Source organism: Agreia pratensis (assembly GCF_900177685.1).
Classification (GTDB): domain Bacteria; phylum Actinomycetota; class Actinomycetes; order Actinomycetales; family Microbacteriaceae; genus Agreia; species Agreia pratensis.
In genome coordinates, this window is record NZ_FXAY01000006.1 from 32,012 (window position 1) to 46,289 (window position 14,278).

A 14,278-nucleotide genomic window follows, 5' to 3' on the forward strand; every position below is an offset into this window, starting at 1 on the left:
AGGTGCGGTGCGCGCAACGATTGGCGCACCGCACCATGGGAAGGAATTCCATGCCAGTGCCTGACCTCGACCCTCGGCTCACCGACGTTGAAGCGGCCGAGCTCGTGGCTCGCCGCGCCACCGAGCATCGTGACTGGATCCCGGCCCCCGACGCCGGCCTCGCAGCGATCAGGCACCGCACCCGCAAGTCGCGGCTGCCCGACGACAAAGACGTGACAACCCTCGACGTCGTGGTTCCGGGCGGCCAACATCTTCTCCCCGCCCGGTGGTACGAGCCGACGCACCCCACCGGTGTTACCGTCGTGTTCTTCCACGGCGGAGGTTGGGCGATCGGTGACCTCGAAATGAACGATGCCCTGGCTAGAGAAATCACCCGACGTTCGGGCGCTCGACTGCTGAGCGTGGACTATCGCCTCGCCCCCGAGCACCCCTACCCCGCGGCGATCGATGACGGGCTCGCGGCCCTCCGATGGGTCAGCGCCGAAGGCGGCCCTATCGTTGTCGCCGGACACAGCGCGGGCGGGAACATCGCCGCGGTGCTCGCGCAGAAGAGTGCCGCGGGGCTAGCGCCTCCCATAGACGCACAGCTCCTTCTCTGCCCCGTCGTGGACTGTGACCTGACCAGGGACTCCTACCGTCGAAACGGTGAAGGACTACTCCTCACCACCCGCGAAATGGAATGGTACTGGGACATGTATCAACCGGATCCCGCGCGCCGGACCGAACCGGGAGCAAGCCCCCTGCGCGCAGCACACCTCGCTCCGACGGCACCAGCCACCGTGATCGTCGCCGGCGCCGATCCACTCCGTGACGAAGCGCTCGAATACGCTCGCCTGCTAGAACAAGCGGGAACGCCGGTCACCGTGCATGTGCAGGAGGGAGTGCCACATCTGTATCTCACGTTCCCGATGATCTCTTGCGTCGAAGAGTCTCTGACCCGCGCCGTGGCCTCGCTGCAGCGATCCCTTGACTCGCCTGAATAACGATGACGAAAGGCCGCCCACGGCCCATGCTGGGACGAGGGCGACCCATTTATGTCACAAATCGAACGAGGTCAGCGAGAGACCGCGAACTCTTCTAGGGCCTGCTCGTACTCGGGGTTTACGAGGGCACGCACCCGAGTGCCCGCCTCTTCGTAGTCGGTGCTCAGGACCGTGTTGTGGTCATGCAGCAACGCGACCAGATCACCGCGCTCGTACGGCAGCAGCACATCGACGGTGATGGTCGGCTTCGGCAGCGCCTGCTCGACCATCTCGAGCAGTTCAGCTATGCCCTCACCGGTTCTCGCCGAGACGAAGACCGAGCGCGGCTCGAGACCGCGTAGGACGATGCGATCGCTCTCGGAGATCAGATCGCTCTTGTTGAAAGCCACGATCTCGGGGATGCCTCGCGCGCCGACCTCGCCGATCACGTCTCGCACCGTGGCGAGCTGGCTTGCCGGGTCTGGATGCGCGCCGTCGACGACGTGGATGATCACGTCGGCGTCGGCCACCTCTTCCAACGTCGAGCGGAACGCCTCGACCAGCTGATGGGGAAGGTTACGTACGAACCCGACGGTGTCGGCGAACGTGTACTGGCGACCGTCGACGGCCGTGGTCTTTCGCACGGTCGAATCGAGTGTGGCGAACAAAGCGTTCTCGACCAGCACTCCGGCGCGCGTCACTCGGTTGAGCAGCGACGACTTGCCAGCGTTGGTGTAGCCGGCGATCGCGACAGATGGAACAGCGTTGCGCTTGCGGTTGGCACGCTTGGCATCGCGCGCGGGCTTCATCTCGACGATCTGCTTACGCAGTCGCGCCATCCGGGTATGGATGCGGCGGCGGTCGAGTTCGATTTTGGTCTCACCGGGTCCGCGAGATCCCATACCGGCTCCGGCGCCACCGACCTGGCCTCCGGCCTGGCGCGACATCGAGTCACCCCAGCCTCGGAGCCGCGGGAGCAAGTACTCCAGCTGCGCGAGCTCGACTTGCGCCTTGCCTTCCCTGCTCTTGGCGTGCTGGCTGAAAATATCGAGGATCACCGCCGTGCGGTCGATCACCTTCACCTTCACGACGTCTTCGAGCGCCCGGCGCTGGCTCGGAGCCAGTTCGCTGTCGGCGATCACGGTGTCCGCACCAAGCGACTGCACGAGATCGCGCAGTTCGTGCGCCTTGCCCTTACCGAAGTATGTGCTGGGATCGGGCGTCGGCCTGCGCTGCAGCAGACCTTCGAGTACGACCGCGCCAGCCGTCTCGGCAAGCGCTGCCAGTTCGTGCATCGAGTTCTCGGCATCGGTGAGACTGCCTTGGGTGTAGACCCCGATGAGAATGACGTTCTCGATGCGCAGCTGCCGGTACTCGACCTCAGTGACGTCCTCGAGCTCTGTCGAGAGTCCGACAACCCGCCTCAGCGCCTGTCGGTCTTCCCGCTCGCTCTGGTCGCCGTCGAACCCTGACTCACGGCCGGTCGTGTCACGTTGGAGCGCCTGAGCCGCCGAGTTCGTGAACAGCGAGTATCCCGCTGCCCGCGTCTCCGCCCTGGCCAGCACTCGCGCCACCACGTCGTCACTGTCGTGGTTCTCTGTTGTTGCTTCAGTTTTTTCGGTCATCTGCGTCAAGGATATCCCTCCCAGGTTTGCTACTGTCCCTCTATGACGAATGAGCACTATTTCTCGGCCACCCCGGCGAGTCCGCTCATCCCTCGCGAGATCTCGGTGCGTCTGGCCGATGCAGACCACACTCTCGTCACCGCCGGCGGCGTCTTCAGCCCCGATCGCATCGACGTGGGCACTCAGGTACTCCTCGCCAACACCCCTGCTCCCCCACCCGGCGGCAATCTACTCGACCTCGGATGCGGCTGGGGGCCCATAGCTCTGACCCTCGCGCTGCTGTCTCCTCGAGCCCAGGTCTGGGCCGTCGATGTCAACGAGCGGGCACTCGATCTCGTTCGCGCCAATGCTGAGCGCCTCGGCCTCACCAACGTCCAAGCGGTTCTCGCATCGGATGTTCCCGCTGACATCTCGTTCATGACCATCTGGTCGAATCCGCCTATCCGAGTCGGCAAGACGGAGCTGCACACGATCATGAAGACCTGGCTTCCGCGACTCGAGAAAGGCTCGGATGCGTGGCTCGTCGTGCAGCGGAACCTCGGCTCCGACTCGCTGCAGCGCTGGATCCAGGCCGAGTTTCCCTCGGAGATCCAGATCGAAAGAACGGCGACGAACAAGGGATATCGGGTGCTTCGCGCCCGTTCCATCGCCTGAGCCAGCGCGCACTATCCGAGCGAGAGATCTCCTTCGAACACGAGCTCTGCCGGCCCTGACAACGACACGTGTTCTCCGTCTTCGGCTGCGAACATGCGAACACCGACTGTGCCGCCCGGAACGTCCACCCTCCAGATGTTCGGAGCGCCACGGCCCGCCCAATGGCGTGTGGCCAACGCGGCCGCGGCAGTTCCCGTGCCGCAAGAAAGGGTCTCTCCGCTGCCCCGTTCGTGAACCCTCATCGTGATTCGTCCGACGCCGTCTGCGACGAGTGGCTCGTGCGGCACGACGAACTCGATGTTCGCGCCGTCGACGGGCTCGGGATCGATCTGCGGAATGTAAGCGAGGTCGGCGGCCGCGAGTTCCTCGGCATCCGCAAGAGCCACGACGACATGCGGATTGCCCATATTGATGCCCTGTCCTGGACGGGCTACCGCGAGATTGCGCGCCCTGACGACGGGTTCACCCGGCTCGAGGCGCCAGCGCCCGAGGTCGACCTGGAACCCCGTCGTGCTGCGCTGCACGTCACGCACGCCGGCTCTCGTGCCGATCGCGAGAGTGTCGCCGGGGCCGAGTTCGACCAGCCCGTTGTCTACGAGGTAGCGCGTGTAGACCCGGATGCCGTTGCCGCACATCTCCGCGGCCGATCCGTCCGCGTTCCGATAGTCCATGAACCACTCCGCAGCCGGGTCTTCAGCTAGGGCCGCCGCACCGTCAGGCAGGTTGGCCGACTTCACCGCACGGATCACTCCGTCGGCGCCTACTCCGAAATGCCGGTCGCAGATTGCTGCAACCTGGGCCGGAGTGAGGTCGTTCGTGCCCTGGGCGTCTGTATAGAGCACGAAGTCGTTGCCCGTGCCGTGCCCTTTGGTGAAGTGAAGTTCAGTCGCCATCATGCAAGCCTAGAGTCTCTGCCAGCGCTCGGGCGGACGCGCCCGGCTCGCGGGCATCGAGAGTGACGGCCGCGGCGTAGCGTCTGAACCACCCCACTTGGCGACGGGCATAGCGGCGCGTCAGCGCTCGGGTCGACTCGATGGCCTCTTCTTCGCTGATTTCGCCACTCAGTTGCGCCAGTGCCTGCGCGTAGCCGATGGCCTTACCTGCCGTCGTCTCGGGATCGAGGCCCTTGGAGCGCAGCGCTGCCGCTTCATCGACCATTCCGTCGCGCCACATTCCCGCCACGCGTTCATCGAGGCGCGTGACCAATTCTGGGCGAGGTATCTCGAGCGCGATGATGCTCGAGGTCCGCCACTCGACCGGCGCGTCTGGCAAAGTCCCTGTCAGCGTTCGCCCCGTCATCTCGAACACCTCGAGCGCACGCACCAGCCTGCGACCGTTCTGCGATCCGATGGCCACGGCCGCAGCCTCGTCGTGTTCCTTGAGCTGCCGATACAGGGCTCCTGGGCCGTCTGCGAGCAGCTCGGCTTCGAGCCGCGCTCGGACTACCGCGTCGGTGCCGGGAAAGTCGAAGTCGTAGATCACGCTCGAGACGTAGAGGCCCGATCCTCCGACGAGAATCGGGACATTGCCTCGTTCGATGATCGCATCGATCTCGGCACGAGCCGACGACTGAAAGTCGGCGACCGAATTCTCTTGCGTGACATCGAGCACATCGAGCAGATGGTGCGGAATGCCCCGGCGCCCGCCGAGCGGCAGCTTGGCAGTGCCGATGTCCATACCGCGGTACAACTGCATCGCATCGGCGTTCACCACTTCGGCGCTGCGACCACGCCGCGCGATACCTTCGGCGAGGTCGAGAGCGAGGGCGGATTTTCCTGTGCCAGTGGCCCCGACGACCGCGATCACGTCTGCGACGGACATGTCGCCGCTCGAACCTCTACCGCTCACCGTCGGCGAGGTCGTAGATCGGCACGGTGCCGACTCGAAGGGTTGGTAGGCCCAAAGAGACGGGTCTCGGGCCTGCCGATGCCGCGCCATTCGCTGGCGTCGGCACGCCGCACGATTCGGCCGCGGCGCGATCCCATGCATCGCCAGCCCTCGTGCGACGAACTCGAAGCGGCTGGCCATCGGAGTCGGCAATGAGGTGAAACGGCGCAGCCTCGGTGACAACGACGGTGACGACATCGCCTGGACGCGGCACGGACGAATTCGGCGACACTTCGAAGTGAACGAGCCGCGAATCCTCTGCTCGGCCGCTCAGGCGGTGGGTATCCGAATCTTTGCGCCCCTCGCCATTGGCGACCAGAACATTGACCTCTCGACCGATGATTCGCTGGTTCTCCTCCCAAGAGATGCGATCCTGAAGCGCTGCGAGCCGCTCGTATCGCTCTTGCACCACTGCTTTCGGAACCTGGTCGGGCATCGTGGCCGCGGGCGTTCCCGGGCGGATCGAGTATTGGAAGGTGAAGGCCGTCGCGAAGCGCGCCTCTTCGACCACCCTCAGGGTCTCCGCGAAGTCTTCCTCCGTCTCACCGGGGAAGCCCACGATGATGTCTGTGCTGATAGCAGCATGCGGGATCTGCTGCCGCACACGGTCGAGGATGCCGAGGAATTTGGCCGAGCGGTACGAACGTCTCATGGCCTTGAGCACCCGGTCAGATCCGGATTGCAAGGGCATGTGGAGCTGAGGCATCACCGCCGGCGTCTCTGCCATGGCGTCGATAACATCGTCGGTGAACGCCGCAGGGTGCGGGCTCGTGAAACGGATCCGCTCGAGGCCCGGAATCGCGCCCGCGGCACGCAAGAGCTTTGAGAAGGCGAACCGGTCGCCGAACTCGACGCCGTACGAGTTGACGTTCTGACCCAGAAGAGTGACTTCGATCGCGCCGTCGTCTACCAGCGCCTGGATCTCCGCCAGCACGTCGCCTGGGCGGCGGTCTTTCTCTTTGCCTCGCAGGGCGGGAACGATGCAGAAAGTGCATGTGTTGTTGCACCCGACCGAGATCGAGACCCATCCACTGTAGGTCGAGTCGCGTTTCGTCGGGAGCGTCGAGGGGAAGGTCTCGAGGGAGTCGAGGATCTCAATCTGGGCTTCACCATTGTGACGAGCGCGCTCGAGCAGGCTGGGCAGCGAGCCCATATTGTGCGTGCCGAAGACCACATCGACCCAGGGGGCCTTCGTGAGAATGGTGTTCTTGTCTTTCTGCGCCAGGCATCCGCCAACGGCAATCTGCATTCCGTCGTGCCGGCGCTTGACACTCGCCAGGTAGCCGAGATTGCCGTAGAGCTTGTTGTCTGCGTTCTCTCGCACGGCGCAGGTGTTGATGACGACAGTGTCGGCCTCGGTGCCCGGTTCCGCCTTCACATAGCCTGCGGCTTCGAGTGAGCCAGAGAGCCGTTCGGAGTCATGGACGTTCATCTGACAACCGAAGGTGCGGACCTCATAGGTGCGAATGCGGGGTGGTGCGGTCACGCTGCTCATAGTGCAAGTTTACGTTCGACGAGAGACAAGCCCGAGCCACCGACCGCTCAGCGAAACCGGACGGTGCTCGTTCCGGCTACGAGAGTCTTCGAAACAGCATCTCGGACAACCTGCGACGGGTATCCCTTGCGCTGCAGAAAACTGCTCAGACGCCGTTCTGCCGTCGCCCGATCGAGGCGCAGCAGACTCGGAGCCTTCTTCTCAGCCAGCTCGAGCGCCCGGGCAAGCTCATCGTCGTCATCGAGTGCTGTAAGCACGTCGGACACAATCTCTTGACTGATGCGCTTGGCCCCGAGCTCTCGTTGGATCTGACTGCGACCAAACCCTTTGCGCCGATGCAGACGCTCGATCTCTCGCTCGGCGAACGCATAGTCGTCGACGTAGCCCTTGGAACGGTAGATCGTGAGAAAGCCCTCGAATGCCGACGACTCGACGCCATTCGCCGCAAGAATCTCAGTGACCTGCCATTCGGACAGGTCTTTTCGGGCCAGTGCCCGCACCACCAGATTCTCGAGGTCGGCGAGTTGCAGTTCCTGCTGCTCGACCTCCTCCGGGCTAAGCCCGGTGGTGTCGAGAGTGGGAACAGCTACGGGGCCCGCGAAGTGACGCGCTGCCTGCGGTTGCTCTTCGCGTGCGCCGAACAGAAAGGCCACGGGAGCAACCGAGCTATCGGCTGCTTCGTTCGAACCGTCTTCGTCGGAGTCGGGCGAACCGGTGAATCTGACCATGACCGTGGCCTTTCTGTGGAGGTGGGTAGTGAAGATCAGGCGCCCTTGCGGGCCGCCGCCTTCGTGGCCAGGGCGACCGGGGCAGCGGGGGCAGCTGCGGCCTTGTCGGCTCCGATACCCAGCTTGGTCAGGATCTTGGTCTCGATCTCCAACGCGATCTCGGGGTTCTCGTTGAGGAATCGGCGGGAGTTCTCTTTGCCCTGACCCAGTTGTTCGCCCTCGTAGGTGTACCAGGCGCCCGATTTACGAACGATCTCGTGTTCGACACCGAAGTCGATGAGACTTCCTTCACGGGAGATACCGATGCCGTACAGGATGTCGAACTCGGCCTGCTTGAAGGGCGGCGCCATCTTGTTCTTGACCACCTTCACCCGCGTGCGGTTACCGACGGCGTCGGTGCCCTCTTTCAAGGTTTCGATGCGTCGGATGTCGAGGCGCACAGAGGCGTAGAACTTGAGCGCCTTTCCACCAGCTGTGGTTTCGGGGCTGCCGAAGAAGACTCCGATCTTCTCTCGCAGCTGGTTGATGAAGATCATGGTGGTATTCGTGGTGCTGAGACCACCCGTGAGCTTGCGAAGAGCCTGAGACATAAGACGGGCCTGAAGTCCGACGTGAGAATCGCCCATCTCACCCTCGATCTCGGCTCGAGGTACAAGAGCCGCCACCGAGTCGATCACGATGAGGTCGATCGATCCGCTTCGCACGAGCATGTCTGCGATCTCGAGTGCCTGCTCACCCGTGTCGGGCTGAGAGACGAGAAGTGCGTCGATGTCGACACCGAGCTTCTGGGCATAGGCCGGGTCGAGCGCGTGCTCGGCGTCGATGAAGGCTGCGATTCCGCCGGCCTTCTGGGCATTGGCGATGGCGTGGAGTGTCAGGGTCGTCTTTCCGGACGACTCAGGGCCGTAGATCTCGACGATGCGACCTCGAGGAAGACCGCCGACGCCGAGCGCGACGTCGAGGGCGATTGAACCTGTCGGGATGACTTCGACAGGAGCGCGGTCGTCGCTGCCGAGGCGCATGACGGAGCCCTTGCCGAACTGTCGGTCGATCTGTGCAAGCGCTGTTTCGAGTGCCTTTTCTCGTGTGGCATCTGATGGCATTGCTGTCTCCTTCTGTCGTGCGCGGAATCCGTCGCGTGGGTTTTTCGCCTATAGGCTGTCGCGCCGGCGGACCGGGTGTCGACAAGGCGTTCGCATCGTGTTGTGCGTGTAATCCGACTGTAGACATGACCACCGACACGGACTCCGTGACGGATCGATCAGTGGACAACATGACCAACACTTCTGCTGTGAAGGAGACTACACAGTTCTAGAACATATATTCGATACGGTGCTGGCGTGTCGGCCCGGATTGCCGAAATTCACGGCCGCGGAGAAGGCAAGCCGACCCCGTGCCATCGCGATTCGGGCACTCCACTGGCGCGGCAGAGCGCAAGCCACACCTCTCGCGCCGACACCCCCTGACGGAGGGCTTCGTCTGCGGTTCGATCCGAGAGCTCGGCAATAACCAAGTCGCCCGTCAGGACTCGACCGTAGGCGGCGCCGAACTCGTCGGACACCGCTCTGCGGAACTCGCTCAATCTCATGCTGCCCCTCAGCGCCGCACCTGCGGAAACAGTGAAGGGCCCTGTCACATCGCTCGTGACAGGGCCCCCACGTGATCGATCTCGTGCTCGGAGGTGGACTACCGAGTGAGAAGCTTGGAATCGTAGCCGGCGACAAACTCGTCGGGAACGGTATCGGGAATGGTATCGATGCCTTCGATGACGGCGAGTCGGTCTCCGACCTCACGCATGATGACGGAGATGGGCGTATCGAGCGCCTCGGCTACCGACGCGAGAATCTCGCTCGATGCTTCTTTCTGACCGCGCTCGACCTCGCTGAGATAACCGAGGGCGACGCTTGCTTTACTGGCAACCTGCCGAAGGGTGCGACCCTTCTGGAGACGAAAGTCTCGCAGCACGTCGCCGATCTCCTGGCGAACTAAAATCACTGGACCCCTCCTTGCTGTGTGCCTTGCGTCAATCGGACCTGGCCGACCGGGCGAAACCCGTTCGGTACTGTGTGAAACTCTAAACGACACTGAACCGTCTTTTCTGTGAATGACATTAGTTGTAACGAGATGGAAATGCCGTTCATTCCCGAGTTGGACGAATGTCGAGTACGAGTTCTCATCGATGATTCGAGGCCAAAGCCGTCGTGGATTGGTCCGCGACCACAGTGTCGCCGTCAGGCCGGTCAGTTCTGCTGAAGCGTCTCGAGCATCAACCGGATGGCTGCCGCAACGGTCTGCTTCCGCACACTGTCGCGGTCGCCCTCGAGCTGAAGCCTTCGAGAGAGTGTCCCTTTGTCGGTCGCGAAGCCGAGGAACACTGTTCCCGCGGGGTGACCGTCTTGCGAGCCGGGACCGGCCACACCAGTGGTCGAGACACCCCAGCTGGCGGCATCCGGCTCTCGGCCGAGACGACGCCGTGCGCCGTGCGCCATCTGCATGGCGACCTCGGGATCGACGGGCCCGCGAGCGGAAAGGATCCCTGAATCGACTCCGAGCAGTGAACTCTTGAGATCCGTCGCATACGCCACGACTCCCCCACGGACCACCTGAGACGCCCCTGGAATACGAATGAGCTCGGCCACGAGGAGGCCGCCCGTCAGCGATTCTGCGACAGCCACGGTGAGCGAGCGCCGAGCCATCTCTTCGATCAGCACGCGGGTCTCGTCGAGCGGAACCGACGACGTCATGCCGCCGACTTGCCCGCTCGGCTGAGACGCCATGCCTGCACGAGGTAGTCGATACCCGTGACGACGGTGAGGATGAAGGCGATCGACATGGTGACGATGTTCACCCAGTCGAACCAGCTACCGAAAAGTGCGGGGAAAGGCACGAGAGCGAGCGAGATCGCGATGGACTGTGCCAGCGTCTTGAGCTTTCCACCCCGTGAGGCCGGAATCACGCGGTCGCTCAGCACAGCGAACCGGAACACGGTGATTCCGATCTCCCGCACCAGAATGACTGCCGTTACCCACCACGGTAGCTCCGTCAGGATCGACAGCCCGACGAGCGCCCCACCGGTGAGCACCTTGTCGGCGATGGGATCAAGCAGCTTGCCGAGGTCTGTGACCTGGTTTCGTGATCGCGCGATGTGGCCGTCGATGCCGTCCGTGGCGATCGCCACGATGAACAGCGCTGCTGCAGCGTAACGGAGCGGCGTGTCTGCACCGCCGTCGGCCAGAAGCATCCAGATGAACAGCGGCGCCAGCAGGATGCGGATGACGGTGATGGCGTTCGGAAGATTCCAATTGCTGACGCGCGCGGCGGCCTCGGTCACGGTGCTCTACTCTCTGCCGGTCAGGCCCCAGGCATCTTCGTCTGAATCGCCCTCTTCTTCAGGGTACCGCTCGAGGCCACGAGCAACCGGATCGTCGGCGTAGGGATCGCTGGCAGCCTCGGAGCTCACGGGCGCAGAGCTCGGGGGCGCGGCCTGCTGTGGCGCCGCCGGTGATGCAGGTGTACCTCTGAGCATGGCGAGGACCTCGGGAAGCTGTTCCGCTGTGACGAGCACATCGCGCGCCTTCGAGCCCTCTGATGGTCCGACGATGTCGCGCGACTCCATCAAGTCCATAAGGCGCCCGGCCTTGGCGAATCCGACCTTGAGCTTGCGCTGCAGCATCGAGGTCGACCCGAACTGCGTATTGACCACGAGCTCTGCCGCGGCGAGGAGGATCTCGAGGTCGTCGCCGATGTCGGCGTCGATGTTCTTCTTGACGGTTTCGACCGCCACATCGTCTCGATACTCCGGCCGGGCCTGGTGCGTGACATGCTGCACGACCGTGGCGATCTCTGCCTCGCTGACCCACGCACCCTGCACGCGAATGGCCTTCGAGGAGCCCATGGGCAGGAACAGACCGTCACCCTGGCCGATCAGTTTGTCAGCGCCCGGCTGGTCGAGGATCACCCTCGAGTCGGTGACGCTCGTGACCGCGAACGCCAGCCGGCTGGGCACGTTCGCCTTGATGAGACCCGTGACGACATCGACGCTGGGTCGCTGCGTGGCGAGAACGAGGTGAATACCCGACGCGCGCGCCAGCTGGGTGATCCGCACGATGGAGTCCTCGACATCGCGCGGCGCCACCATCATGAGGTCGGCCAGCTCGTCGACGACGATCAGCAGATAGGGGTAGGGCTTCAGCTGACGATGACTGCCCACAGGAAGGATGATCTCGTTGTTGACGACGGCTTTGTTGAAGTCGTCGATGTGCCGGAAGCCGAAGCTCTCGAGGTCGTCGTACCTCATGTCCATCTCTTTGACGACCCAGGCCAGCGCTTCGGCGGCCTTCTTGGGATTCGTGATGATGGGGGTGATGAGGTGCGGAACGCCCTGGTATGCCGTGAGCTCGACGCGCTTCGGGTCGATGAGCACCATGCGCACCTCGCTGGGCTTCGCGCGCATCAGGATCGACGTGACCATCGAGTTGACGAAGCTCGACTTGCCGGAACCGGTGGACCCGGCCACGAGGAGGTGAGGCATCTTGGCGAGGTTGGCCATGACGAACTTGCCCTCGACGTCTTTGCCGACGCCGATGGTCATCGGGTGGTTGTCGGACGCGGCCTTCGAGGATCGGAGAACGTCGCCCAATGAGACGATCTCGCGGTCTGTGTTCGGAATCTCGACGCCGATAGCGCTCTTGCCAGGGATGGGCGAGAGAATGCGCACTTCATTGCTGGCGACCGCATACGACAGGTTCTTCGACAGGGCTGTGACGCGTTCGACCTTGACGCCCGGGCCGAGTTCGATCTCGTAGCGCGTGACCGTAGGCCCTCGAGAAAAACCGGTGACCGTCGCATCGACCTGGAACTGCTTCAGTACCTCGGTGATAGCCGCGACGATCTCATCGTTGGCGGCGGAGCGGGCAAGTGATGGTCCACCCGTCTTGAGGCTGGCCGCGGCGGGCAGCCGGTAGTCGGCGGCAGGGGTATCGATCTCGATGCCGGCTCCAGCCGGTTCGTCGTCGAGATCGAGCTCTGGCTGCACCGCACGCACGGATGGCGGCGGGTAGGCGGATGACGACTCGACGGCCGCGTCGTCGAGCAGGCTCGTCTGAGGTGCAGCGCCGGGTCGGATCTCACCGGTGAAACGTCGAACCGCATTTTCGGCGGCCTTCATGTCGTCGAGCAAACCCGCTCGGGCCGCCTCGTCTGCGTCGTCGGGATCGACGACGCTGGCGGCGCTGGCGAATGGCTCATCGGCGATCGGGGTTCGATCCTCGACTCGCGGAGCCATCGCGGGAGCGTCGAACTCAGGATCTTCTTCACGCTGCGACGAGTTGCGCCTCCACCACGGGAGACCTTCGGAGTCGACGTCGCGCGCCGCGAGATCGATCTGCTCGGTCGACAGGGCCTCGGTGCCCGCATGGGCCTTCAGAGCCTTTTCTGCCTTCGCCGCCTTCTTCGCCTCACGGTGCTCAGCCTCGTCGGGGAATGCCGCGCCGAACAGGTAGGCATAGAGCTCGCGAAGACGAGAGCCGATGCGGTTCGGCGGTGTCTTGGTGAGGATGAAGACGCTCAGCAGCAGGAGAGCCGAGACCACAACCGTGGCACCGATAGGCGTGATGAGTGCGACCAGCGGCGCCGCGAGGACCCAGCCGAAGATTCCGCCGCCCGAGGCGAGCTGGCCACCCGAGGGGTTCGGCTGTCCGCCGTAGATGTGGCACAACGACGACACGGTGATGAGCATGAGGCCGAGCCCGATGCCGATTCGACCGTTGTTGTGCACGGAACTCGGGTGCCGGAACAGCCATGCCGCCAGCAGGATGAGCACGACGGGAAGCGCATATGCCACTCGCCCGAAGAGGAGGCCGAATGTCCACGCTTCGATCGTGACGGCGACGGCGTTCGAGACGAGGAACCACTCGACGACGGCGCCGGCGATCGCCAGCAGCACGAGCAGGAAGGGCACTCCGTCGCGCCGCTCGGCCTTGTCGAATTCTGCCGGAGAGAAGGCACGGAAGGCGCCACCGACGACGTGAGCCATGCCGAGCCACGCGCGGCTTGCGATGCCCGGACCACGATCCTGTTTCGCGGCGGGGTTCAGCCGAACAGTCTTCTGGGTCGCGGCCGCACGTGTGGGTGTCTTCCGGGCGCCCGTAGACGCACCCGAACGACCTGAGGACGCTCCGCGTGCGCGAGAGGTCGACTTGGTACTCGTAGCCATGCGCTCACGCTACCCGTGGGCACCGACGATCACCGGTTGCGCGAGCCGGGTGTCTGAATTCCGGCGTACCCTCGTGCCATGTCATCTCGCCTGCGCCTCGTCCTCGTCGCGTCTCTACCCGCCGTGGTCTGCGCGCTCATCGGTCTCTTGCATCCGCACCACCTGACCGACGCCACGGCCTCGATCTGGCAGATGATGCACCTGATCCTCATCCCTCTTTTTCCCCTGGTCGGGCTCGGGCCCTGGCTGATCGCGCGCCGATCGAATCGCCTTCTCGGCTGGATCGCCGCCGTGGGCGGGTACGGATTCGCGACCTTCTATACGTCACTCGACCTTCTTGCAGGCGTCGCGGCCGGAACGCTTCAGGTGGCTGGTGTCACAGACGGCAAAGCGCCCATCTACGAGGTCGCCCGCACGCTGGGCCTGATCGGCGTGATCTCCCTTGTTCTGGCGTGCGTTGCGGCGACAGTGGCAGTGGCAATGCATGCACGTCTGCGCGCGCTCGTAGGCGGTGTCATCGCCGTCATCGGCGCATGCCTCGTTCAACCTGGGCACATCTACCCCGGCCTCGGCACCGCGGCGATGCTCCTTCTCGCAGCCGGGCTGGTGATGCTCGCACTCGCTGCCACGTCGACGAATGGGTCGAGTGGTGCGCCAGGAACGACGAAGGGTCCGGCGACACTCGCCGGACCCTCCTGACTCTGTTACTCCGT

14 protein-coding genes are annotated in these 14,278 nt (G+C 64.0%); 3 read left to right on the forward strand and 11 right to left on the reverse strand.

Annotation, left to right across the window (positions count from 1 at the left end; all coding sequences use genetic code 11):
* The first annotated feature begins 50 nt into the window (after positions 1-50).
* A complete protein-coding gene (locus tag B9Y86_RS15265) occupies positions 51-983 on the forward strand; it encodes an alpha/beta hydrolase (protein WP_176223385.1) in 933 nt (310 codons plus the stop codon).
* Positions 984-1,054: 71 nt separating this feature from the next.
* On the opposite strand, the gene hflX is transcribed toward B9Y86_RS15265, so the two are convergent.
* Positions 1,055-2,587 (reverse strand): GTPase HflX, encoded by a 1,533-nt coding sequence (gene hflX / locus B9Y86_RS15270; protein ID WP_085487692.1) that lies wholly within the window; start codon positions 2,585-2,587, stop codon positions 1,055-1,057.
* A 42-nt stretch (positions 2,588-2,629) separates the two neighbouring features.
* Between hflX and B9Y86_RS15275 the strand changes: the two genes are divergently transcribed.
* Positions 2,630-3,241 carry a class I SAM-dependent methyltransferase gene (locus tag B9Y86_RS15275; protein WP_085487694.1) on the forward strand — a complete coding sequence of 204 codons (612 nt, stop codon included), beginning with the start codon at positions 2,630-2,632 and terminating at the stop codon, positions 3,239-3,241.
* A gap of 11 nt (positions 3,242-3,252) precedes the next feature.
* Here B9Y86_RS15275 and dapF read toward each other — a convergent pair whose 3' ends face one another.
* The 10 genes from dapF to B9Y86_RS15325 form a co-directional block, all read right to left on the reverse strand.
* Positions 3,253-4,134 carry a diaminopimelate epimerase gene (gene dapF / locus B9Y86_RS15280; RefSeq protein ID WP_085487696.1) on the reverse strand — a complete coding sequence of 294 codons (882 nt, stop codon included), beginning with the start codon at positions 4,132-4,134 and terminating at the stop codon, positions 3,253-3,255.
* Positions 4,124-5,062 carry a tRNA (adenosine(37)-N6)-dimethylallyltransferase MiaA gene (gene miaA, locus B9Y86_RS15285; RefSeq protein ID WP_085487698.1) on the reverse strand — a complete coding sequence of 313 codons (939 nt, stop codon included), beginning with the start codon at positions 5,060-5,062 and terminating at the stop codon, positions 4,124-4,126. Before miaA ends, dapF begins: the two co-directional genes overlap by 11 nt.
* A 16-nt stretch (positions 5,063-5,078) precedes the next feature.
* Positions 5,079-6,623, reverse strand: coding sequence for a tRNA (N6-isopentenyl adenosine(37)-C2)-methylthiotransferase MiaB (miaB, locus tag B9Y86_RS15290; protein ID WP_085487700.1), 1,545 nt, complete (start codon positions 6,621-6,623; stop codon positions 5,079-5,081).
* A gap of 47 nt (positions 6,624-6,670) precedes the next feature.
* Complete coding sequence (locus B9Y86_RS15295) at positions 6,671-7,351, reverse strand: regulatory protein RecX (protein ID WP_085487702.1); 681 nt, start codon at positions 7,349-7,351, stop codon at positions 6,671-6,673.
* A gap of 35 nt (positions 7,352-7,386) precedes the next feature.
* Entirely contained in the window at positions 7,387-8,454 is a 1,068-nt protein-coding gene (recA, locus tag B9Y86_RS15300; protein ID WP_085487704.1) for a recombinase RecA, read from the reverse strand.
* A 260-nt stretch (positions 8,455-8,714) separates the two neighbouring features.
* Positions 8,715-8,939 carry a DUF3046 domain-containing protein gene (locus tag B9Y86_RS15305; protein ID WP_085487880.1) on the reverse strand — a complete coding sequence of 75 codons (225 nt, stop codon included), beginning with the start codon at positions 8,937-8,939 and terminating at the stop codon, positions 8,715-8,717.
* Positions 8,940-9,037: 98 nt separating this feature from the next.
* The gene (locus B9Y86_RS15310; protein WP_044443014.1) at positions 9,038-9,346 is read right to left on the reverse strand and encodes a helix-turn-helix domain-containing protein; all 309 of its coding nucleotides are present in this window, start codon (positions 9,344-9,346) and stop codon (positions 9,038-9,040) included.
* Between the two features lie 245 nt (positions 9,347-9,591).
* Complete coding sequence (locus tag B9Y86_RS15315) at positions 9,592-10,095, reverse strand: CinA family protein (protein WP_085487882.1); 504 nt, start codon at positions 10,093-10,095, stop codon at positions 9,592-9,594.
* On the reverse strand, positions 10,092-10,682 hold the full coding sequence (gene pgsA, locus B9Y86_RS15320; RefSeq protein WP_085487706.1) for a CDP-diacylglycerol--glycerol-3-phosphate 3-phosphatidyltransferase: 591 nt from the start codon (positions 10,680-10,682) through the stop codon (positions 10,092-10,094). The genes B9Y86_RS15315 and pgsA overlap by 4 nt, the downstream gene beginning before the upstream one ends.
* 6 nt (positions 10,683-10,688) lie before the next feature.
* On the reverse strand, positions 10,689-13,565 hold the full coding sequence (locus B9Y86_RS15325; RefSeq protein WP_085487708.1) for an FtsK/SpoIIIE family DNA translocase: 2,877 nt from the start codon (positions 13,563-13,565) through the stop codon (positions 10,689-10,691).
* A gap of 78 nt (positions 13,566-13,643) precedes the next feature.
* On the opposite strand from B9Y86_RS15325, the gene B9Y86_RS15330 reads away from it, so the two are divergent.
* Positions 13,644-14,264, forward strand: a complete 621-nt coding sequence (locus tag B9Y86_RS15330; RefSeq protein WP_085487710.1) for a hypothetical protein — start codon at positions 13,644-13,646, stop codon at positions 14,262-14,264.
* The last annotated feature ends 14 nt before the right edge of the window (positions 14,265-14,278 follow it).

What these genes read in the sequence shown, in the direction of transcription:
- B9Y86_RS15265 (WP_176223385.1), top strand. Translation starts at nt 51, where the DNA reads ATGCCAGTGCCTGACCTCGACCCTCGGCTCACCGACGTTGAAGCGGCC.
- hflX (WP_085487692.1), bottom strand. Translation starts at nt 2,587, where the DNA reads ATGACCGAAAAAACTGAAGCAACAACAGAGAACCACGACAGTGACGAC.
- B9Y86_RS15275 (WP_085487694.1), top strand. Translation starts at nt 2,630, where the DNA reads ATGACGAATGAGCACTATTTCTCGGCCACCCCGGCGAGTCCGCTCATC.
- dapF (WP_085487696.1), bottom strand. Translation starts at nt 4,134, where the DNA reads ATGGCGACTGAACTTCACTTCACCAAAGGGCACGGCACGGGCAACGAC.
- miaA (WP_085487698.1), bottom strand. Translation starts at nt 5,062, where the DNA reads ATGTCCGTCGCAGACGTGATCGCGGTCGTCGGGGCCACTGGCACAGGA.
- miaB (WP_085487700.1), bottom strand. Translation starts at nt 6,623, where the DNA reads ATGAGCAGCGTGACCGCACCACCCCGCATTCGCACCTATGAGGTCCGC.
- B9Y86_RS15295 (WP_085487702.1), bottom strand. Translation starts at nt 7,351, where the DNA reads ATGGTCAGATTCACCGGTTCGCCCGACTCCGACGAAGACGGTTCGAAC.
- recA (WP_085487704.1), bottom strand. Translation starts at nt 8,454, where the DNA reads ATGCCATCAGATGCCACACGAGAAAAGGCACTCGAAACAGCGCTTGCA.
- B9Y86_RS15305 (WP_085487880.1), bottom strand. Translation starts at nt 8,939, where the DNA reads ATGAGATTGAGCGAGTTCCGCAGAGCGGTGTCCGACGAGTTCGGCGCC.
- B9Y86_RS15315 (WP_085487882.1), bottom strand. Translation starts at nt 10,095, where the DNA reads ATGACGTCGTCGGTTCCGCTCGACGAGACCCGCGTGCTGATCGAAGAG.
- B9Y86_RS15325 (WP_085487708.1), bottom strand. Translation starts at nt 13,565, where the DNA reads ATGGCTACGAGTACCAAGTCGACCTCTCGCGCACGCGGAGCGTCCTCA.
- B9Y86_RS15330 (WP_085487710.1), top strand. Translation starts at nt 13,644, where the DNA reads ATGTCATCTCGCCTGCGCCTCGTCCTCGTCGCGTCTCTACCCGCCGTG.